The sequence below is a fragment of the Rhodococcus sp. GB-02 genome, from assembly GCF_053470465.1.
Window position 1 is genome coordinate 370,052 of record NZ_JBPUKE010000003.1, and the last position, 21,275, is coordinate 391,326.

Below are 21,275 nucleotides of genomic sequence, written 5' to 3' on the forward strand. Positions count from 1 at the left end.
TTTTCAGTTCATGAGGTCGGCGCGGTGGAGGAAGGTTGTCGCTGCTTCCGCCGTCGGCAGACTACCTGCGCTGATGTCGATATTGACGCCGTTGATGGTGTTGACGTACTGCACGGAGTTGACGGCATCGCGGTACTCGAGGCGCGCGGCGGCGGTGCGTGGGGCGTTTTCGGTGATGAGTTCGGGCCGGTCCTCGTCGCGCCAGTCCTGGAGCGTCCGTTCGGCCTCGGTTGTGTTCACCCAGATGAGGTAGACGATGTTGTTGTCGGAGAGACCTCGGCTCAGGGGTGACGCGGAGGAGACGGTGCAGAAAAGGTAGAGATCGCCGGCTTCGGTGTTCGATCCTTGTGAGCAGATGCTGCTCTGGGCCAATGCTGGTGGGAGCGTGGCTGTGACGGCGTCCATCGTGATGTGTGTTCCGCCCGTCAACGGTGTAGGCGTTGGGGACGTGGGCGGGCTGTTGGCATCGATGGTTGTGTTTCCGCAACTGACGATGGCGAAAGTTGCTGCGGCGAAGGCGATCAGATGCCGGGCCCGTGTCGTTTTCACAGTTTCGGCGGGCACTGAACAGGGCGACATTTCTGCATTATTCCTCATGTGCCACAACAGGCTTCGAACGCGGTGATTCGTTCTGGCTCTTGGGCTGTATCCGCATAAGGATGCTTTTGTTTTAGATTCCGGCGCGCCACCCGATCACGTGGAAAAATGGCCAGACGGCGCTTGGATCGACGGCAGAGCACCGTGGTCCCTCCAGGTCCCGTCGCTGCTCGACCCGGACATCGGCCCGGTATCGCCGTCCAACAAAATCCGCAGGTGCGGGTCGGCGTGATGAATCCACCACGCCGACATCGCCGAACCGTCTTCGGAAGCGCGAGCGTTCTCCCATGCGTGCCACAACGTCGTCAGACGAGTGACGACCTCCCGGTATCGCCACCACCTCGCGTCCCAGATCAGTCCGCGGCCGGCGGCCGGCGAGAGGTTGCGGTTCACGACACGGGCGAAATAGCCGTTGACGAACTGCTCGACGCCCGAGAAGACGGGCTCGATCTCCTCGAATCTCCATGGCTCGTCCGGAAGTATCCCCGCAGGTGCGGGCACGGACCGTAGCGGCCCGTGCCCCATCCAGGTTCCGTCAGGCATGGCACCGGACATCGGTCCGGTTTCGCCGTCGAAGAGCACCCGCATATGAGGCTCGCAGTGCTGGATCCACCACGCGGACACGGCCGCTGCATCATCGGTGTTCGCATACGCTTCTTCCCACGCGAACCACAGTGCGGTGAGTCGTGCGACCACTTCGTCGTGTCGCCACCAGTACGCATCCCACATCAAACCCTTGCCAGGCTTGGTAGAGAGCTTGCGGTTGATGTTGGCAGCGAGGTAGTCGGTGACGAAGTCCTCGACACCGAAGTACACCGGTTCGACCTTCTCCGCGACCGGCTCCTCCGCTACCGGCTCTGCTGCAACAGGCATGTAGTCGTCTTCGAGACCATCGAGCTCGCCCAGGTCTTCGAAGCCTTCGTGGTCGTCGAGTCCGTCGTTCAAGGTTTCGAGGTCTCCGAAGTCATCCATCGGTCATCACCACTCGTACGGCTCGTCGGTGGAATCAACGTCTGCCGGAACGCTGACCGTGCCATCGAGGTCGACGTCGATCAGCCCCTCCGGATTGCCGTACTTCTCGTTCGATTCCTGAATCTTGGCCGCGTGAGGGCCGTTGAAGTAGAACGCCTTTCGGATCAGAACTGGCGGGTTCTTCGGAAATCGCACCAGCGCCCGATCGCCGGGCAGGGCGGCGAGGTCTTTGACGGACAGGATCGGTTCGGTGCGGTACGAGAGCGAGCTGCTGTTGCTTCCGGAGCCGTGGTTTCGGCTTTCCACCGGCACCTCGTGGGTGCCGACGAGATCCGAGAGCGTGCGCAGATAGTCGGTGTCCTGCACGTTGCCGCCGTAGTAGTGGATTGCACCGGCGATCATCGCGTCGGTGTCTTCCTTGCCCCACACCCGGACGCCCTGTTTCGTCGACTGCAAGAACGTGCCGAGAATGATTCCGCGGGAACCGAAGTGCGAGTACCACTTCGGAAGATCCTTCAGTGGGCAGATATTCGCAGCCTCGTCGAGCATCGCCACGAACGGAACCTTCAACCGACCGCCGCGAGACTTCAAGCTCAATTCCACCGCGCCGGCCAGAACCTGTCCGATCAACGCCGTCGTCAGCGGCGCTGTCGAGTCGGGACCTTCCATCGACAAGGCGTACAGAGTGTCGGTCGAGGACACGAACGCGATCGGATCGAATTCCGGTAGCGCGTGCATGTATTCGCCCGTCTCCGTCCGTACGCTCGCGGAATCGCTGTCCGTGGCTGAGCTGGTGGACGAATGGAGGGTGTTCTCGACGATGATCTTTCGGCGCACCGGCGGCGTGACCGCGAGCGCGTAGTCGTCGTCGGAGAGGACGTTGAGGAACCGGCGAGCCATGTCGTACAGTCCGTCGCGCTGCTTCGAGGTCAGAGCTTGAGTGTCGCGGATACGTGCAGCTGCACGACGCATTCCGGTCGATTCGAGGATGACCGCTGGAGTGGGGTCCTGGTCCCGGCCCAGCCAATCGACAACGTGAAGCAGGTCCCCGCCTACTCCAGCAGCGGCGAGGATGTACAGCGCCAGCAATTCTTGCGCCCCGCCGTCGAAGTACGCGTCGGCGCGGGCACCAGGCTCTTTCGATGCGCTGACGAAGAATCCGGCCAGTTCGCGAGCCGAGCCGAGCCGTTCGATCCTCCGCAACGGATTCCACCAGAAGTTGGTGGTTCGTTGGCCGGTCACTCCTTGCAGATCGAACAGCCACACCGTGCCGCGTTCCTCACAGATCACGCGCGTCGCCTGATAGACATCCGGCTTGTTTCCACACGTCAATGAGGCTCCAGGCGCCTCGGCGATGGTGGGAATCACCACGGCCGCTGACTTACCCGTACGTTGGCCGCCGACTCCGACAAGATTGTCTTCCCAGCTCATCCAGATCGAGGTTCTCCCCCACACCAGCGGTCCCAGTTCGATACCCGGCTTCTTGTGCGCGCTGGGGTCGGCGTCCGGGCGTAGGCGGCGGGACTTCTTTTCGGCGCCCTTGCCGGTCATTTCCACCAGCTCTCGCGGTGATGCCATGGTCCTGGCAGCATCGTCGATCTGGCGGCGGTCCTTCGGGCGCATCCGGACGACGACGACTGCGATTGCTACGACCATCACGGCGAAGATCACCATGAGCATCGTGGACTGCCACGGCCACGGCCGCCGACCGGATACGGCTTCGAGCAGCGAGGCCGGAGGATTCGGGTTGACTTCGAGTCCTGCCATCGCGCTGCCGGCGGACAACGCTCCCCATACCGTCAGGCCCAGGCCGATCACGCCTACGAGCGCGAGGACTTTGAACAGTTCGGTCCGGTTGGTGCTCGTCTTGTGCTTACGTGCTTGTGCCATGGTCGGCTCCGTTCGATCGAGTGACGGTGGTGCTCACGTCAGGTGTTCCTTGCGTAGCGGCGGTAGGGGTCAACCGGGAACGACGTTGTACGAGACCAGTCGCCATCCGGAGTCGGTGTGCTCGAGGTCCGCGCTCATCGTCTGATGTGAGTACGGCGTAGACGATCCGTCCGCGTGGAGCACTGTCTGGCGTACCTGTACGCGCCACGTCTGCTTCTCGGGAGTGCTTTGGACCGGTTCGGGTCCGACGGTGGCCGATGCCGAGATCACGTCGCCGGACTGTTTCCACAGTTGCCAGGAGGGAAGCGGGCGGATTCCTTCTGCAGGTGGCATCGACGCCTCTTTAGCCAGGTCACCGCCGAGCCACGGCAATGCCCGCCCCATGGCTGCGCCGGGTGACGGGTCGATGACGGGCTGCCAGGAGAACATCGCGGAGAGTGCGCGGCCGGCGACCGTTTCGGGTGACGCTGTCTCGGGTGTGCCGTCGTCGACGTTTACGTGAGCGTCGGTGCCGCTCACTTCCGGTGCCTGGTCTGTTCCGCATCCAGCCAATGCGATTCCCAACGCCGCGACCGAACAGGCGGCGAACGCAGTCAGCCGTGACCGGCCCCACCGTTGGGGCCTGGCGCCATTGAGTACGGCGGTGATCGGTTTGTTGGTCATCAGTTTTCACTCTTTCCGTTGCACGGCGGACCCCATAGGCCGACATGCCGAGATTGGGCATTGGTTTGTGCGGCAACGATGTCCGCGCTCTTGGCTAATGGTGTGGTGTAGTCTCACCACACCCGAAACGGAGCAGTAGCGATGTCCGAGAAATTCAAAATCCGCCGCGAGGTGGTCGTCCCCGGAACTCCCGAGCAGATCTGGACCGCCATCTCGGCCGAAACGGCCGGCTGGATGTTCTCCTCCCCTCTCGAGATCCCCGCCGACGGCGGCCGCCCGGACAGCCCGATCATCGCGATCTGGGAGCAGCCCCAGCGAACTCGCCATCCACATGCAAGGCCCCGACGGCTGGTTCAACAACCTCGAATACGTCGTCGAAGCACGCGACGAGAGCACCGCCGTTGTCCGCTACGTCCACGCCGGAGTGTTTGCCTACGATTGGGACGACCAGTACGACGGCGCGAGCAATCACACGGACTTCTACCTGCACAGTCTCGGCCAATACGTGCGGTACTTCGCCGGTAAACCCATCACCTACGCCTCAGTCGAAGGCCGGGAATCCTCTTCCTCGCCGCAAGCGATGGGAATACTTCGCAGCGCCCACGGAATCACCTCGGGCACCGCTGTCGGTGACGCCGCGTCGGTGGAAGTCCCCGGAATCGGAACCGTCGACGCGATTGTCGACTACATCAACGACTGGTTCATCGGCTTGCGCGCCGAGAACGCCTTGCTGCGGTTCTACGGCCGAAATGCCTTCGGCGGCAACGTCGACGCGGCCCACCACCTCTTCGCCGCGGATGCGGACGGTGACGCAGCGACGGCAGCGTGGCAGGCCTGGCTCGCCGGCGTGTTCGCCTGAGTCGTCACACTCCCCGCTCTGCTGACACGCGACCATTGTCGATCGCGGTCAGCAGAGCGGCGTGATCGCGAGCGTTGCGTTTGGCGTAGGCAGCGGCGAACTCCCCGATCGCGAAGTCGAATTCGGTTCGGTCACCGAGATATTCGGCGATCGCTATCCGATCGGACGAGCGAGCGTGCGCGTAGCCGAGGACCCTGGCGCACAAGCGCCCGTAGAGTTCCAAACCCTCCGGCACCATTTCTTCGATTACTGCCGACCCTTTACCGTCGCGCAGTTGGCGAATGTAGAAATCGTGCTCGCCCTCGTCGAGTCCCGGCCCTCGTTCCCAGCCGAGAAAGATGTCACTCGTCGCTTGCATCAATCGTTGCCCGTTGACGACGCGTTCCCCTTCGTTCTTGAAGGTCGGGCCGTCGACGTACCCGGACAGCACCGAGGGCTGCGCCTCTTTGACCTGCAGAATCAACGGATCGTCGTCGTCGACGCCTTTCATGAGGATCATCCACGCGCGTGTTCCGACGCTACCGACGCCCACGACTTTTCTGGCGATGTGCGTCATCTCGAAGGTGTCGAGGAGAACGCGCCGATCCCATTGCAGTGTGTCGCGATACGACCGGACACGTTGGCGCAACAGCTCCTCGATCTGCGTGAGATCGGTCCCGGCGAACAACTCGTCTGCGGGCACGATCAACGGCGGATCACTGATGAATCGTCGCCGGCCGTCGACGATTTCGGTGAACTTGCCTGCCGCCTGCACACTGTCGCGGCGGCGAGCCTTGTCCAGCGTCGCTTGTGTGCGAGCGACCATGCGCTTCTTCAGGTCGATTTGGAGAGCCTCGAGTCCGTCCTCGGGTGCGATGTGCGAGTACCAGACTGCAAGATTTCCCAACCCTGCCTGGGCGATCATGGTTTCCCGATACTCGGCCGCGCATCCGCGAACGATCTTCTTTCGCTCCTTGCCCGAAAACCCGTTGTCCTTCGCGGCGATCACCAAACTTGCCGCCAGTCGCTTGACGTCCCACTCGAACGGGCCCGGGTAGGTTTCGTCGAAATCGTTGATGTCGAACGCCAACTTCCGCTCCGGCGTTGCGTAGATCCCGAAATTGCTCAGATGTGCGTCACCGCAGAGGTGGCTGCGAAGGCCCGAATCCGGACTGCGTGACAAATCGTCGGCCATCACTAGCGCAGCGCCCCGAAAAAACGAGAATCGCGATGCTGACATCCGCCCATAGCGTATGGGTACCAGGTCCTGGACCCGGGACTGCGCCTGCACTTCCAGCAGCGAAATCGGGTCGCGGTCGCTGTCGGCGAGATCCGCCAGCGCCGCCAGCGGGGTGTCTCTACGCGCCTGACGGCCGCGGGCCCGCCGCTCGTCGACAGTGAGATGCTCGGTACGCACTGCTGTCATCTGCCCGACCTTTCACTCGCAACGGCTATCGCTACGAACTCGACGCGTCGGGCGTCGTGCGGCCTCCTGATCCGCGCGCTGCGCGTACCAGGAGTTCCGGACTTGACACCAACGCCTTGCGCCACGGAAGTACCCCGTCGATCTCGATCTGAATCGACAGGCTCAGCACGGTCCGAATCAGAACGATCATGCCCAGAACTGCGGCGTCGGTCAGCGACGGTGACGACGTCACCGTCTTCACGAGATCAGCGGCGACAAGTATCTCGAGCCCGAGAAGGATGACCGCGCCCATCGTCTCGCGCAGAGTACGAAACGCTGAACTACCGTCCCGCGTTCGACTCCATGCGCGCCCCGCGATCACGAATGCGAACATGAACCCGAGAACCATGGCGACAACACCGAGTACCTCGAACCATTCGGTGACCAGCTCGAAGAACCTGATTTTGTCCATGGTCATGATTCTCGAGGTAACTCACCGATAAGTCGAGAGGACACGACGGTGTCAGCTGAAGATCCGTTCGATGTCGTCGAGCCGCAGCTGTGTCGCGCGAGGAGAATAGCCCGAGCCCCACAGGCTGTCGTCGACGTAGTGGACGCTCCCCGAGCGGACAGCGGGAAGACGCTCCCAGAGCGGGTTCATCGCCAACTGCGCGCGGGCATCCTGCTGGTCCTGGAATGCGCCCACGATGATCACGTCGCTGGTCACCTGGTCGAGTTGCTCCGCTGTGAGTGTGCGCGTGAACTCCTCCGATGTGGCTCGATCGCCGGGGAATCCGAGAGCGTCGAGAAGAGCGTCGACCTGGTTGTAGACGACACCGTTCTCGCCGGTACGGAGGAGGGTCACCGACGGCAACGAACCGAGGGCCGAGAGTCGATTCTTGATTGCCAGGAGTCGGTCTTCCGTTCGCGCGTTCAATTCGGCTGCGGCATCTTCGCGTCGGACCGCGACGCCCATCGAGGTGACCAATTTCTTCATCTCGTCCCACGTGAGGAACCCGTTGAAGCCGGCAAACACCGGCACGCCTGTCGTAGAGAGTTCGTCGTAAGACTTTGCCGCGTAAGCATTTCCGGCGGTCAGAAGCATGACGATCAGATCCGGCGACGCGCCGATGATTGCTTCCTTGTTCCATGTTCCCGCCGTGCCGAGGTTCGGGATGTTCGCCGCCTCCGGCATCGTGCGCAACACCGCGTCACCGCTCACACCCTCGAGACCGAAGAAGCCGCCGACGATCTTCTCCGGCGGCACACCGAGGTCGAGGACCGTCGCCATGGCGCTGACGTGGGCGATGACCATTCGCTGCGGATCCGACGGAATCTCGACAATGCCCGTCTCGTCCTGCGCGGTAACGAGACCACTTGACGCCGAGCCGTTTTCGTCACTGCTGCACGCGGCAAGAAGCGTCGCTGCCGCCGCGCCGAGCCCGGCGCCGAGGAAGCCCCGGCGCGTCAGCGCATCGACGATGCGGTTCCACTGCTCGTCAGCATCGAGTTCGGGGTCTTCGAGTGCGGGGTGCAGGCAAATCGAGTTCGGCACAGTTCGGTCCATTCGTTCGAGCGGTCGAGAATCTCCTCGATTGTGGCCATCGAACAGTCGAAATTGAACAGGATTTCGAGCCGACATCTATCGCTGTCCGGTCACACCTTCTTGACGACGCTCGACTTCAATTGCATCGGTCCGATGCCGTCGACCTTGCAGTCGATGTCGTGGTCGCCGACGCCCTGGACAAGGCGGATGTTGCGCACTTTCGTACCCGACTTGATACCGGTCGGACTGCCCTTCACCTTGAGCGTCTTGACGACCGTCACAGTGTCTCCGTCCGCAAGGACGTTTCCTACAGAGTCCTTCACCACTCCCGGAGCCTCACTTGCACCATCGGCCGGTGACCACTCGTGCGCGCAGGACGGGCACACCATCAAGGCACCCATTTCGTAGGTGTATTCGCCGGCGCATTCGGGACATGGGGGCAGGGTGTCTTCCACGCGGGTCATTCTATCCAGCAGGCGCGCGATTCCCATTTTTGCACTTCATGAACCATTCTTGAGAAAAATATTGCACTCGATGAAACTTTGCACTCTGTGCAATTATGGATGAAATGGGAACCGAAACACTCGGATTGCGCGAACGAAAGCGAATTGCCACGAGGCAGTTGATCGAGCACACGGCGGTCGAACTCGTCCTCCAACTGGGCTACGACGAAGTGACCGTCGAGAAGATCTGCGAGGCCTGCAATCTGTCGACCCGCACGTTCTTCAACTACTTCCCCACCAAGGACGCAGCGATCGGTGGGCTCATGCTCGTCGTGCCGAGCGAGACGACCATGCTCACGCTCATCAGCGAGCACCCGGACGATCCGCTGCGCGGCGCCCTCGCGGTATTCGAGGTGGCGATGCAGATAGTCGACGAGAGACCCGATCTGCTCGCGCATCGACGCGAATTGTTCGAACGGCATCCCACACTCTTGCAACAGCACCTGGCTACGTTCCACGACCTGGAAGACACACTCACCAGACTCTTGACGCGCGAGCTGCGTAGGCGCCCCGACTATCGACAACTTCCGGCAGACACCGCCGCGGACGAAGCCACTGCGACGGTCATCACAGCGGGCGCAGCGATGCGCTACGTCTTCCGAAAATGGCAGGGCAGCGAACGGGCCGGCCCCAGAACCGAACTGCTGGATCCTGCACTACTCCTGATGGCTCGAATTCTCCGATCCGCGAACTGATTTCGCCAGCCGTCACTGAACTAAGGAACTTCATGTCCACTCGAGAAGCTGCGACCGTCGACCCCGACGGCGCGCACACCGACACCGACGCCGCGCCAGACAAACGGTCGATCATCCTCGTTTTTGTCGGGCTTATGATCACGATGCTTCTGGCATCGCTCGACCAGATGATCTTCAGCACCGCGCTCCCGACCATCGTGGGCGAATTGAACGGCGTCAACCACATGGTCTGGGTGACGACGGCATACATCCTCGCCTCGACCGTCATGATGCCGGTGTACGGAAAACTCGGTGACCTGATCGGCCGCAAGGGCCTCTTCATCGGCGCCATCAGCATCTTCATCGTGGGTTCGGTGATCGGCGGTTTGTCCCACGACATGACCACACTCATCGCTGGTCGCGCAGTACAGGGGCTCGGCGGCGGCGGTTTGATCCTGCTGTCACAGGCGATCATCGCCGACGTCGTCCCGGCCAGGCAACGCGGCCGGTACATGGGTGCGATGGGCGGCGTGTTCGCACTGGCTTCGGTTGCCGGCCCCCTTCTCGGTGGATGGTTCACCGAGGGCATCGGCTGGCGCTGGGCATTCTGGATCAACATCCCCCTCGGGCTCCTCGCCATCGCGAGCGCGATGGCATTTCTGCACCTGCGGAAGCCGAACCTCGGCAAGCCTCGCATCGACTATCTGGGCATGGTTCTCGTCGCGACGTCAGCGACGTGTCTGATCCTGTTCACGACCTGGGGCGGAAACACCTACGCCTGGGGATCGGCCGTCATCATCGGGCTGATCATCGGCTGCGTCGTGACGGCAGTGGCTTTTGTCTTCGTCGAAAAGCGTGCCGACGAACCGGTAATTCCGATGCATCTGTTCGCTCAGCGCAACTTCGTGTTGACCACCGCCGCCGGCCTGATCATCGGAATCGCCATGTTCGGTGCGCTCGCCTACCTGCCGACCTACATCCAGATGGTGACCGGCAAGAACGCCACCGAAGCAGGATTGATGATGATTCCCATGATGGCGGGCCTGCTCGTCGCCTCCATCGGGTCCGGCCAGCTGGTCAGCAAGACTGGCCGCTACAAGATCTTCCCCATCGTCGGAACGTCGATCGTCGCAGTTGCTCTGGTCCTGCTCTCACGTCTGACGCCCTCGACTTCGCTGCTGGTCTTCGGTTGCTACATCGCTCTCATGGGCATCGGGCTCGGCCTGGTCATGCAAATACTGATCCTGATCGTGCAGAACACCTTTCCCGCCGCTGAAGTGGGAACTGCCACTGCGTCGAACAACTTCTTCCGTCAGATCGGTGCCTCGTTGGGCAGCGCGATCGTGGGCAGCCTGTTCGCCTCGCGCCTGACCAATCTGCTGTCCGAGAGGCTTCCGGCACACGGAGGCGCAGTCGGTGGTGACGAAAACTCACTGACACCGGGAATTCTCTGGAAGTTGCCGAGCCAGGTTCGCGAGATCATCGTCGGCGCATACAACGATGCACTCGCGCCAATCTTCCTGTACCTCGTCCCCTTGGTCATCGCAGCGGTCGTCTTGTTGCTCTTCGTCAAGGAAAAGCCGCTCGCGACGACGATCGATCGATCGGCACCCCCGCTCGAGTAATTGACTATCGTGGCGTGATGTCGCACGCACCGAATACGCCCAGACGCACTCTCGCTGTTCTGGGCGCATTCGGCGTTGTAGTGGTCGTTGTTGCCTGCATGCTTTGGTGGTTCGCCCGCGGCGACGACGCCCTTGCCGGCGAGAACCTCGACTCGTTCCCCACGGTGGACCACAGCACGCTGACCGCCCAGCAGAGTGCGCTGCTGACCGTCCTCGAACAGGAATGGGCATCGGGCAGTCCTGGCACCAAATACGCCGAGGGTGTCGAAGAATCGTGGTGTGCCGATTTCGTGAGCTGGTCGATGAATCAGATCGGGACGCCCTTTTCGAACCCTAACTCCGGCTCGTGGCGCATCCCCGGGGTGTACACGCTGCAGGAGTATTACGAGTCGGTCGACGCGTTTGTCCCCTACGGTCAGGACTACCAACCGAAGGTCGGCGACACGATCCTGTACGGCGACTCGAGCCCCTTCGGCCAACACGTCAACGTCGTTCTGGTCAACGACGGCGGCACTCTGACGACAGTCGGCGGAAACGAGAACAACAAAGTCATGCTTCATCGCATAGTGCCCTCGGAAGTTCCGGGAATCGTCGGGTTCGGCGTCCTCTGAGCCACCCCCTTCCCTCTTTGCGTGATGAAACTTTATCGATGTGGGCGGCGAGATTTCCGAATTGGTTTGATCGTTGGATGGAGCAAACGGATTGACATTATTCGGATAATTCGTTGTTTCCGTCGTCGACAGATGTTACACCTAGGCGAAGGGCTGTATCTGGCAACTAGATTCGTATCCAGCTGCCCCCTACCTCAAGACAGGAATTCGATGCGCCCCGGTGAGCTGACCGCCCTCGAGCAGATGCAACTCATGGCCCGCGCGGCTGCTGCGCAGGCCATGAGTACTCCGTCGATGCTCCGACTCCGGCTCGGCCGCTACCCCACTCGGACACTCGAGCTGCGCAAACGCCCACTCCCCGACACCAAGCTGTGCACCGAAGCGCTCGATCACGCCAAAGGCTCCCTCTCCCCCGCGGTCTTGAACCACAGCTTGCGCTGCTGGATCTGGGCCGACGTCTTCGCGCAGATCGATGCGATCGAGTACGACCCAGAAGATCTCTTCACCGCGTGCGCGCTTCACGATGTCGGCTTGGGCGCAGAGGGATCGACCGCGCACGGGTTTTTCACCTCCATCAGCGCCGCAGACGCGGAAGAACTCGCGACCCGAGTGGGAACTTCGGAGAGGTCGGTACAGCGAATCGGCGACGCGATCCGTCTGCACATGGATCTGACTGTCGATCGCGATGCGGACGCCGACGCCTATCTGCTGCACGCCGCAGCACATTTCGACGTTGCCGGTCGACGTGCGCCCGAAGTATCCCGAGCAGCTGTTGATGCAGCAATCGCGGAGTACCCACGAACAGGGTTCACCGACGAGTTCGCACAGTCGATGCGGCGCGAGGTCAAGCTCCGCCCGCTCTCTCGCGCGGCGACGCTCTGGAGATCGGGCATGGCACTGCCGTTGCGAACCAATCCCCTGGATTGGAAGAGCCGGTAGCTACGTCCAGTCCTCGAGCACCGCGGTTCGTGATCCTCCGACATTCCCGGTATTCACCACGCCCACGGGTTCGATCAACATCACCTCCGCTTCCTCTTCGGCGATGGGACAATGTTCGACTCCGCGAGGTACGACAAACAGTTCGCCGGGCCCCAGCGGAACATCTCCGTCGCGCAGTTGGATTCGAATCTGCCCCTTTGTCACCAGGAACATTTCGTCGGTGTCGCTGTGGGTGTGCCAGACGAATTCTCCTTTGATCTTGACGATCTTGATCTCGTAGTCATTGAGTGACGCGATCTTCTTGGGTGACCAGTGCTCGGTGAACTGACCGAACTTCTCGCGGAGCGATATCGCTGTTGCCGAACTGTCCATGGTGTTCCTTCCTCCGGCTCGCCATCACTGCGACGACGAACCCGCACCACTCTTCGTCACCCCAGGACGGTGCGTCTTGTACGTTTCTGACATGGATCCACACGGCGCACACATCACCGCGTGGGCACCGGAACTCGAGGGAATCACCGAGGTCTTCCATGCCGATTTCGTCGGACACGCCTATCCCAAACACACGCACGATCAGTGGTCTCTCATGCTCGTCGACCGCGGAACGATTGCATACGACCTCGACCACCGAGCACACGGAGCGGCCCCTGAGATCGTGACTCTGTTGCCGCCCGGCATCGCGCACGACGGAGTCCCGGTCACCGAGGCCGGATTTCGGCAACGAATCCTGTACCTCGAAACGTCAGTTCTCGGCGAGGACTTGATAGGCCCGGCGGTGGACAGCCCTGAGATTCGCGACCCCCTGCTGCGCCACCGTATCGATCAACTGCACTCTGCACTCGGTCCGCACGGCGACTCACTCGAGGCCGAAAGTCGCCTAGGGTTGCTCGGTGAAAGATTGAACGAGATCCTCTCACCGCACGCAGATCGAGTCCGTCACACTCCCACCGTCGACGACCGCGTTGCCGATCAACTTCGAGAGCTACTCGATGCGCGACTCACAACGGGAATCACGATGCGAGAAGCGTCGAGCATTCTGCAGCGGAACCCCACGTATCTGATCAAGAACTTCGCGAAGCATTTCGGGCTTCCGCCTCACAAGTACGTAACGGGACGCCGAATCGATCTGGCACGACGCGCAATCCTGGCCGGGCGCGAATTTGCGGACGTGGCCGTCGACGTCGGATTCCACGATCAATCCCACCTGTCGCGGCACTTCGTCAAGCATGTCGGGGCGCCACCCGGCAGGTACGCACTGAACGTGGCCGGCGGAGCGCGCTAGCCACAGCACTTGGCACCGGTTTCATCGAGCAGACACTGTTTCCAGTCAGCTGGAGCCTGTGTGCACTGAAAGAAAACGGTGTCAGGTCGCAGCGATCAAGCAGCCGTCTCGAGGTCGACCAGCAAGAAGTCCTCGCGCCGCCGCCCCCATTCACGATCGGTCAGCTGATACGAGCGCAACGCACGAGGTGCACGGGCCAACTCGTAGAAGCGCTCGGAGCCAGGCACGAACTGCCTCGTAGCCCAACCCCAATCTGTGCCGTGCGGAATCTTCGGGTCCGGAAGCATGGCGGACTCCAACGACATGAGCCGCAGGCGCCGAACTATTCCGGTCGTGGCGGCATCCTCGCCGAAATCGATCCACGCCTGACGCGCGTTCGGGTCGTCACGAGCCGTTCCGGCAACTAGTTGCAACGCACCTGTGACGTCGATCCGAGAAGGCACCGGCGGGTCGGCATTGAACTTGAGTTGCAGAGCACCGGCGCGACCGATCGCCGGTTGTTCCGGCTCCCGGACATCGGTGCCGTCGCGAGGCAGTCTCCACATCAACGGTTTCGAACTCACGCGCACTTCCGCGGTCAACGCCCACGCCGGCTCGGCAACCGCCCACCGCCGCGCGCGGTCGGCATTCCACGCGAGCCCCCAACGGACCGTCTCCCCCAATTCAGGAGAGACAAACCACCGAAGACGCAGACCGTCGACGACTACCGGGCTGATCATCGCGTCGAGGTTCGCCGACGCACCGACCACTCGACCGGGTCCACCTCATCGTCGAGCCCGAGAACCACGCGAGCTGCATTGCGTCCCTGATCGAACAATGACTGGCGAACCGTGGTCAGCCCGGCCTCGGATGCGGCTGCGGTGTCGTCCCACCCGACGACCGCGACGTCGTCGGGCAGGGCGAGGCCGAGTTCACGGATCGCGTCCAGAACCCCCAGAGCCAGTTCGTCACTCATCGCCAAGATGACATCGGGCCTTCGGCTCTCGGGAACGTCGAGCAGGGACCGAGCCATCCGCGCACCCTCGCTCCGCTCGTTGACGGTGACGACCCCCACCCGCACCGAGGGCCAATCGAGGCCCGCGTCGCGGACGGCGCGCTCGTAACCCTCGAGCCGATGCCGGGATACCGGAAAGAACGCTTCACTTGAAACCACGTCCATCCGAATCTCGGACCGAAGCTCACGATCCCACGGAAGGCTGATCACCGCGGGCCGCTGCGCCCCCGACAACCCGACTACCGCGATCGCAACGGCGCCGGCAACATCGTCCATCCCGACGAGATCCACACCCTCGTGTAACGGCCCACCCTGGATGCATGCGGGTTTGCCGGTGCCGACAATCGCGTCGAGGATGGGATCGTCGAAGACGGTGGTCCAGACGACAAAACCGTCTACTGCCGCGTCGCGAACTCTGTCGACGTCTCCGGGTTTCCCCGAGTTCGGCAGCATCATCAATCCAGCATTCGCGTCCAGGCAGGCGTCGGCGACTCCCGAGAGGAATCGCCGGGCTACTGCGTCTTCGAAGGCGTACGTCAGCTTCTCGCTGAAGACGACCGCGATGTTGTTGAATTTGCCGCTCCGCAAGGACTGCGCCGCCCGGTTGGGGCCCGCGTACTCGAGCTCTTCGGCAGCGGCGAACACCTTGGCCCGCGTTGATTCCGACACGCGCTCGGGCTGCGCGAAGGAGTACGACACCGACATCACCGACACGCCTGCGGCCTTGGCGACGTCGGCCATCGTCGGTCGACTCGAACGCTGCGCACGTATGGCCATGAGCATCAGCATAGCGAGTGCAAAATACCCATTGCGCAGGTGTGTATCGATACATGTATCGTTACACAACATGACTGCTCGACTGCCGAAGGCAACCACGCTACGGCTGATGACACTGGCCGGAGCAGCCTTCGCCTACGTAACGGCCGAAATGCTCCCCGTCGGACTGCTCAGCGAAATATCGTCAGACCTCGACGTCACCGAAGGGCGTGTCGGCCTACTGCTGACCTTCTACGCATACGGTGTCGCGGCCTTGACGCTTCCGCTGATCGGAGCGGTCAAAACCTGGCCGCGCCGACGCGTCGTCGTTTTGACCGTGGCCACCCTCGCGGTGTCGCAACTGGTCGCGGCGTTGGCCGTCAACTATCCGATGCTGGTGATCGGTCGGTTGCTCTGCGCTGCGACGCACGGCGTGTTCTGGGCAGTGGTTGCGCCGGTCGCAGCGACTCTGGTTCCGCGCGGACAGCAGGGCAAGGCCATCGCGATGGTGTATGCCGGCACGTCTCTCGCTTTTGTTCTCGGAGGTCCCCTGTCTTCGGCAATCGGCCAGTCCTGGGGTTGGCGGACCGCGTCGGCGGCAATCGGTGTGGTGGCAGTGATCATCGCTTTTTCACTGCATCGTGCGTTGCCCGAAATGCCGGTCGATCAGCGGCATCGGAACAAGCGAGACAAACCGAAGACGACACCGGCGATGAAACGGGCACTCGCCGTCATCTGCGCGGCAACGCTGTTTGCCGCCCTGGGGCAGTTCGCGTCGTACACGTTCTTCACTCTTCTGGTGGAGGAAAGCCTCGGCTCGTCCGGTGGCGTCCGTACCGCGATGCTTCTGGTGTACGGCGCCGCCGGCGCCGTCGGGGTGTGGGTCGCCGGCAAGTACTACGACCGCCGACCGCGCCTCTTCACGCTCATCTCGATAGCGACGGTGGCAGGCGCGCTGGCCATTTTCTGGCTCTTGGCGCCCTCGATGGGAGCGTTCGCAGTTGTCGCCACGATCTTGTGGGGCGCGGCGTTCACCACCGTTCCGATCTGCCTACAGTCCTCGGTTCTGCGTGCCGTCCCGATCGGGACCGACCGCGCCTCGGCCGTCTACGTGGTCGTGTTCCAGATCGCGATTGCGACGGGGGCGTTGCTCGGCGCCGCTGTCGTCGACGGTGGTGGAATCTCGCATCTCGCGGGAATCGGGGTCGCTTTGATGATCGGTTCGTTGGTGATTGTCGGGTTCGGCCGACGCGCATTTCCCCGCGAACCGCAGCGGTCCACTCACTCCCCCACCGACGCGGCAGCCAGCCTCGCGTCGTAGATCAGGGTGTAGCGCCAGAACAGTCGCCTCTTGATCCGGCTATCTGGCAGATACCGGGTGGCCGCGCGCCGGATGTCAGCCATCGACTCACCTGCTTCCGCGGTGGGAGCCGTCATCGGCTTCAGTTGCTCCACCGCAACCTGTCGATGCTTGACGACGCCGACGACGGGATTACAGACGGCCGCCAACACCGACAGGAGTCCGTCGGTCACTGTCGTCGATCGATAACACCCGACTACGACGAGCCGACCGCCTGGTTCGAGCAGGCCACTCAGCCGCTTCATCGATTCTTCGAGTGGAAGATGGTGCAACGCTGCGACGACCGTGATCGCGTCGTACTTCGCCTCGGATGCAAAGTCCTCGATCCGCCGTGCTTCGATGATCACGTTCTCGTCGTCGACAAACCTTGCGCGCACGGCGGCCGACGTTGTCAGGTCGGGTTCCACACCGACCACCACGTCGAACCGCCGACGCAAGAGGTCGATCAGATTGCCGGTCCCGCTCCCCACGTCGAGAGCGCGACCGGACCTGACCCCGCGCAGATTACGTAGAACCCACCGGCCGTAGTGATCGTTGTGACTCCACGGATGGCGCCGGTTGAAACCGTCCAAGCGCGCAATCACACCCATACCCGACGGTATCAATCCGAGCCCGGGCACCGGCCGTCACAACCGCGGGTCGACCGGCTCCGATTCGAGAGCCAACACCGCGAACACGGCCTGGTGCGCTCGCCACAGCGGTTCGCGGTCGACGAGCCTGGATACCGCCTCCATGCCGAGCGCGTACTCGCGCAGCGCCATCGACTGCTTGTGTCCGAGGTTGCGGTTACGCAATCTCGCAAGCGTCGACGGTTCGAGGTAGTCGGCACCGTAGATCAATCGCAGGTACTCCCGGCCGCGGACCTTGATCCCCGGCTGAACCTTCGCGTTGTACCCCCGCGGTCCGTGAATCTGATTCGCCAGCGGTTTGACGACCATCCCCTCACCACCGTCACCGGTGAGCGACTCCCACCACTTCGTCGCTTCGGACACCGAGTCTTCGGAACCGAGATCGACGACCAGGCGACGTGTGGTGGTAAATCGACTCGGGTCGGCCGCGGCCAGGCGGTCCGAAATACCGAGGTGCCATTCGTGATCCCGTTCCCCGTACGACTGGCCCTCGGTCGCCAGAATCTGGAACGGCGCGATGGTGACGCCGTCCAGTCCGTTCGTCGGCCACACGTACCGCCGGTACGCCTCACCGAAGCGCTCGATACTCGCGGCCCGGACCGATGTCTGCTCGAACATTTCCGCCACGTCCAGACCCCGCGAACCGGCCTGCGCCAACACTGCCTCGCGGGCGGCGAGGTCAGTTCGTCCCGCCGCCGCGACCGACGCGTACTGCGAGCGCAGCAGACGTTCTGCTTTGACGTTCCACGGCAACAGTTCGCAGTCGAGGAGCAGCCAGTCGGTGCCCAACTCTTCCCACAACCCAGCGGAGGTGACTGCGGCGGCGATGTCGTCGACCAACTTCTGAGTCAGCTCGTCGTCGAAGAACTGGCGGCCGGTGCGGGTGTGCACCATCCCGGTGAGCGCATCCGGTGCGTCGAAGCGGGACTGAGCAACCGATCGATCACGGCACACGAGCACCACTGCCCGCGAACCCATGTGCTTCTCTTCGCAGATCACTGTTCCGATTCCGCCGGCCCGGTATGCGTCGAACGCGGTCGACGGGTGTTCCAGATAATCATCGGATTGGGCCGTCGCGCAGGGCGCCATGGTCGGCGGTAGGTACCGCAGCCATTGCGGCGCGACCGCGAATCGGCTCATCACTTCCAAGGCGCCGGCAGCGTTGTCGGTGCGAACGGACACTCGCCCGCGCAGTTCGGTGTCAACGCCGGTCGTTTCGAGGACGTCGGCGAGATCGAGCACGTCCGGATCGCGAGTCGGCGGAGCCAGCGGCACCACCGGCTCGTACCAAACCTGCTCCGCCGGAACCGACACGATCTCTCGTTCCGGGTATCGAAGAGCGGTGAGGGATCCACCGAAGACGCACCCGGTGTCGAGGCACGCGGTGTTGTTGATCCATTCCACCTCGCGCACCGGCGTGTGACCGTAGAGGACCATGGCTGATCCTCGGTAGTCCTGCGCCCACGGATATCGAACTGGCAAGCCGAATTCGTCCGTCTCACCGGTGGTTTCACCGTAGAGCGCAAAGCTTCGGACTCGGCCGGACGCCCTGTTGTGGTAGTCCTCCTTGAGACCGGCGTGCGCGACAACGAGTTTGCCGTCGTCCAGGACGAGGTGTGCGACGAGACCGTCACAGAAGTCGACGACGCTTTCGCGGAACTCCGCCGACTCGGTGGCCATCTGCTCGAGGGTCTCGGCGAGTCCGTGACTCGGCGTGACCTTCTTACCGCGCAGCGCCTTGACGAGTTTGTTCTCGTGGTTACCCGGAACCGCTATCGCATGTCCCGCCGCGACCATCCCCATGACCAGACGCAGCACACCGACCGAATCCGGACCTCGATCCACGTAGTCGCCGAGGAAGACGGCAGTTCGCCCTTCCGGCGGCACGGCATCGACAGCGCCGCCATCGGCCCCGTAGTCGACGGTGTAGCCGAGTTTCGCGAGCAGGCTCTCGAGCTCACTTCGACATCCGTGGATGTCGCCGATGACATCGAACGGGCCACGCTCGACACGCAGATCGCTGCGCAGCGGGCGACGCGAGAATTCGGCTTCGGAAACCGCGTCCTCACCTCTGAGGATGTGAACCGAACGGAAACCTTCCTTACCCAACCCGCGGAGCGAGCGAGTCAACTGTTGGTGCTGGCGGCGAATCACGTCGCGTCCGAACGTCCGATCAGAGCGTGCGTCGTTTCGTGCAGAGCAGACCGATTCCGGAACATCGAGCACGACTGCCACCGGCAGTATGTCGTGCTCGCGAGCCAACGCAACGAGTCGCTTGCGCGCAGCGGGCTGGACGTTGGTCGCGTCGACCACCGTGAGGCGTCCGCGTCGCAAACGCTTGGCCGCGACGAACTCCAGCACTTCGAAAGCATCGGACGTCGACTCCTGTGAGTTCGGATCGTCACTGACCCACCCTCTGAATGTGTCACTCGAGAGGGTTTCGTACTCACCGAAGTGGCGCGCTGCAAAGGTCGACTTTCCCGAGCCACTGACGCCGATGAGTACTACTAGGGCGAGATCTGGAATCTCGTACACCGTCATGACGTTCGTGCCTCCTTCGTGAAGATTGCCATCTGTGTCGGCCCGCCGAGGACCGGATCAATTGCTCCGATAAATTCGAACTCCACGGAATAGCCGTGGGCTCGGGCCGTTTCGGTTGCCCAGTCGCGGAATTGGGTTCGGGAGAACTCGAACCTGTGCTCGGGGTGCCTGAACTCTCCCGCCAATGCCGGATACAGCACGTTGTAGTCGGCATTCGGAGTAGTCAGCAGCACATACTGCGGTGCTGCGTCCACGAAGACCGATCTGACCAGCGCCGGCAGGCGCGCCGTGTCGACGTGCTCGACCACCTCCATCAGCACGGCTGCGTCGAAGCCTTTCAAGCGTGCGTCGCGGTACGTCGCGGACGACTGCATCAAAGACACACGTTCACGCTGGACGTCGGACATTTCGGTGAACTTCAATCTGCGTTGCGCCCGTGTCAGTTCGCGCGCGCTCACATCGACGCCGACAAGCTTGTCGAATCGAGCGTGCGGCATCAGCGCCTCGAGCAATTTACCTTCGCCGCAACCGATATCGACAATTGTTCTCACGTGCAGTCGCTGAAGCGTCGTCAAAACTGCGTCGACGCGAAGGCGTGCCAGCGGCGGATCCGGTCTCGGTGCTTCGATCTGCGCCTCGGCCTGTTCGGGAATCAGTCGATCGACCACCGATTCGACCAGGTCGCGTCGACGAGCCAGGTAGCGGGACATGATCAGCGCGGAATCCGGATGCGACGCCAACCACTCTCCAGCGACGCGGATCAATTTGTCTGCCTCGTCAGGTCCCACCCAGTAGTGCTTCACATCGTCGAGGACGGGCAACAGCACGTAGAGGTGCCGTAGGGCACTCTGCACCGTGTGTTCCCCGGTCAGTGTCAGCGACACGAAGTCGGAGTTTCCCCACGTCGGTAGGTGCGGATCAAGCTGCACCGGTATCGCGGTCACGTCCCAGCCCAGCGGCTCGAACAGCCGACGAGGCAATTCCGCATCGCCGCCACACGGAACCACCGGAATCGAGACGGTCAACGCTAGTTCGGCTCCGACGAGTTCCGGGTGCGACTTGCACGTTCCCGTCAACGCGGTGCGAAACAGCTTCGACAGAGCAACCGAGAGTATGGACGACGCCGCATACGGTCGATCGTTGACGTACTCCCCCAGCGAAAAGTTGTCGCCACTCTTGCCGCGTCGATACCTACTCTGCACAAGTTCGATGGGGTCGACGTCCACAATCACTGCCACAGTGGTCTTTTCGTCCGAGGCCTCCGAGTACAGAACCGTGGCGGTACCGATCGCCAAGTCGAAGCTTTGCACTCGGTCGGGATGTTTGTGCAGCAGGTAGCTCAACGCAGTCGCATCAGGAGTCTGCGAGGTCGGGGTGGACGTCAGTGTGAGTAGCACCAGGCGAATGTAGCCCGGCAGACGTCCGGAGCGCCTCCGATTTACGCGCCCCG

21 protein-coding genes are annotated in these 21,275 nt (G+C 62.5%); 7 read left to right on the forward strand and 14 right to left on the reverse strand.

All coding sequences use genetic code 11. The features are described 5' to 3' along the window. Positions 1-3: 3 nt before the first annotated feature. The 4 genes from ACSW29_RS22070 to ACSW29_RS22085 form a co-directional block, all read right to left on the reverse strand. Positions 4-579: a hypothetical protein gene (locus ACSW29_RS22070; RefSeq protein WP_448278303.1), complete on the reverse strand. Its 576-nt coding sequence runs from the start codon at positions 577-579 to the stop codon at positions 4-6. Positions 580-693: 114 nt separating this feature from the next. Further along, complete coding sequence (locus tag ACSW29_RS22075; protein WP_448278304.1) at positions 694-1,569, reverse strand: DUF4913 domain-containing protein; 876 nt, start codon at positions 1,567-1,569, stop codon at positions 694-696. Between the two features lie 6 nt (positions 1,570-1,575). Beyond that, positions 1,576-3,459 carry a type IV secretory system conjugative DNA transfer family protein gene (locus tag ACSW29_RS22080; protein ID WP_448278305.1) on the reverse strand — a complete coding sequence of 628 codons (1,884 nt, stop codon included), beginning with the start codon at positions 3,457-3,459 and terminating at the stop codon, positions 1,576-1,578. Positions 3,460-3,528: 69 nt separating this feature from the next. Next, positions 3,529-4,122 carry a hypothetical protein gene (locus ACSW29_RS22085; RefSeq protein WP_448278306.1) on the reverse strand — a complete coding sequence of 198 codons (594 nt, stop codon included), beginning with the start codon at positions 4,120-4,122 and terminating at the stop codon, positions 3,529-3,531. 331 nt (positions 4,123-4,453) lie between these two features. Between ACSW29_RS22085 and ACSW29_RS22090 the strand changes: the two genes are divergently transcribed. Then, entirely contained in the window at positions 4,454-4,981 is a 528-nt protein-coding gene (locus ACSW29_RS22090) for an SRPBCC domain-containing protein (protein ID WP_448278307.1), read from the forward strand. Positions 4,982-4,985: 4 nt separating this feature from the next. On the opposite strand, the gene ACSW29_RS22095 is transcribed toward ACSW29_RS22090, so the two are convergent. From ACSW29_RS22095 to ACSW29_RS22110, 4 genes are all read right to left on the reverse strand, one after another. After that, positions 4,986-6,386 carry a DUF2252 domain-containing protein gene (locus ACSW29_RS22095; protein WP_448278308.1) on the reverse strand — a complete coding sequence of 467 codons (1,401 nt, stop codon included), beginning with the start codon at positions 6,384-6,386 and terminating at the stop codon, positions 4,986-4,988. Between the two features lie 31 nt (positions 6,387-6,417). Beyond that, positions 6,418-6,837, reverse strand: a complete 420-nt coding sequence (locus ACSW29_RS22100) for a DUF1622 domain-containing protein (protein ID WP_230815516.1) — start codon at positions 6,835-6,837, stop codon at positions 6,418-6,420. A 51-nt stretch (positions 6,838-6,888) separates the two neighbouring features. Beyond that, entirely contained in the window at positions 6,889-7,920 is a 1,032-nt protein-coding gene (locus tag ACSW29_RS22105; protein WP_448278309.1) for an ABC transporter substrate-binding protein, read from the reverse strand. 101 nt (positions 7,921-8,021) lie between these two features. Continuing rightward, positions 8,022-8,366, reverse strand: a complete 345-nt coding sequence (locus ACSW29_RS22110) for a zinc ribbon domain-containing protein YjdM (protein WP_448278310.1) — start codon at positions 8,364-8,366, stop codon at positions 8,022-8,024. Positions 8,367-8,479: 113 nt separating this feature from the next. Between ACSW29_RS22110 and ACSW29_RS22115 the strand changes: the two genes are divergently transcribed. The 4 genes from ACSW29_RS22115 (at position 8,480) to ACSW29_RS22130 (ending at position 12,263) form a co-directional block, all read left to right on the forward strand. Next, positions 8,480-9,109, forward strand: a complete 630-nt coding sequence (locus tag ACSW29_RS22115; protein ID WP_448278311.1) for a TetR/AcrR family transcriptional regulator — start codon at positions 8,480-8,482, stop codon at positions 9,107-9,109. Positions 9,110-9,141: 32 nt separating this feature from the next. Further along, the gene (locus tag ACSW29_RS22120; RefSeq protein ID WP_448278312.1) at positions 9,142-10,713 is read left to right on the forward strand and encodes an MDR family MFS transporter; all 1,572 of its coding nucleotides are present in this window, start codon (positions 9,142-9,144) and stop codon (positions 10,711-10,713) included. 17 nt (positions 10,714-10,730) lie between these two features. Continuing rightward, the gene (locus ACSW29_RS22125) at positions 10,731-11,324 is read left to right on the forward strand and encodes a CHAP domain-containing protein (RefSeq protein ID WP_448278313.1); all 594 of its coding nucleotides are present in this window, start codon (positions 10,731-10,733) and stop codon (positions 11,322-11,324) included. Between the two features lie 210 nt (positions 11,325-11,534). After that, positions 11,535-12,263 carry an HD domain-containing protein gene (locus ACSW29_RS22130; protein ID WP_448278314.1) on the forward strand — a complete coding sequence of 243 codons (729 nt, stop codon included), beginning with the start codon at positions 11,535-11,537 and terminating at the stop codon, positions 12,261-12,263. Here ACSW29_RS22130 and ACSW29_RS22135 read toward each other — a convergent pair whose 3' ends face one another. Next, entirely contained in the window at positions 12,264-12,635 is a 372-nt protein-coding gene (locus ACSW29_RS22135; protein ID WP_230815509.1) for a cupin domain-containing protein, read from the reverse strand. A 91-nt stretch (positions 12,636-12,726) separates the two neighbouring features. Here ACSW29_RS22135 and ACSW29_RS22140 point away from each other — a divergent pair, with 91 nt between their 5' ends. Then, positions 12,727-13,545, forward strand: a complete 819-nt coding sequence (locus tag ACSW29_RS22140) for an AraC family transcriptional regulator (RefSeq protein WP_448278315.1) — start codon at positions 12,727-12,729, stop codon at positions 13,543-13,545. A 95-nt stretch (positions 13,546-13,640) separates the two neighbouring features. Here ACSW29_RS22140 and ACSW29_RS22145 read toward each other — a convergent pair whose 3' ends face one another. Both ACSW29_RS22145 and ACSW29_RS22150 read right to left on the reverse strand, forming a co-directional pair. Next, positions 13,641-14,264 (reverse strand): hypothetical protein, encoded by a 624-nt coding sequence (locus ACSW29_RS22145; RefSeq protein ID WP_317827945.1) that lies wholly within the window; start codon positions 14,262-14,264, stop codon positions 13,641-13,643. Next, positions 14,261-15,316 (reverse strand): LacI family DNA-binding transcriptional regulator, encoded by a 1,056-nt coding sequence (locus ACSW29_RS22150; RefSeq protein ID WP_317827944.1) that lies wholly within the window; start codon positions 15,314-15,316, stop codon positions 14,261-14,263. The genes ACSW29_RS22145 and ACSW29_RS22150 overlap by 4 nt, the downstream gene beginning before the upstream one ends. Positions 15,317-15,386: 70 nt before the next feature. Between ACSW29_RS22150 and ACSW29_RS22155 the strand changes: the two genes are divergently transcribed. After that, positions 15,387-16,616, forward strand: coding sequence for an MFS transporter (locus ACSW29_RS22155; protein WP_317827943.1), 1,230 nt, complete (start codon positions 15,387-15,389; stop codon positions 16,614-16,616). On the opposite strand, the gene ACSW29_RS22160 is transcribed toward ACSW29_RS22155, so the two are convergent. Genes ACSW29_RS22160 through ACSW29_RS22170 form a run of 3 tightly spaced genes read right to left on the reverse strand, consistent with a single transcriptional unit; the run spans position 16,577 to position 21,243 of the window. Beyond that, positions 16,577-17,245 carry a class I SAM-dependent methyltransferase gene (locus ACSW29_RS22160; RefSeq protein WP_317827942.1) on the reverse strand — a complete coding sequence of 223 codons (669 nt, stop codon included), beginning with the start codon at positions 17,243-17,245 and terminating at the stop codon, positions 16,577-16,579. The two genes, ACSW29_RS22155 and ACSW29_RS22160, sit on opposite strands and share 40 nt — an antisense overlap. Before the next feature lie 36 nt (positions 17,246-17,281). Further along, positions 17,282-19,825 (reverse strand): polynucleotide kinase-phosphatase, encoded by a 2,544-nt coding sequence (locus ACSW29_RS22165; protein WP_317827941.1) that lies wholly within the window; start codon positions 19,823-19,825, stop codon positions 17,282-17,284. After that, positions 19,822-21,243, reverse strand: a complete 1,422-nt coding sequence (locus tag ACSW29_RS22170) for a 3' terminal RNA ribose 2'-O-methyltransferase Hen1 (RefSeq protein WP_448278546.1) — start codon at positions 21,241-21,243, stop codon at positions 19,822-19,824. The genes ACSW29_RS22165 and ACSW29_RS22170 overlap by 4 nt, the downstream gene beginning before the upstream one ends. Between the last annotated feature and the right edge of the window lie 32 nt (positions 21,244-21,275).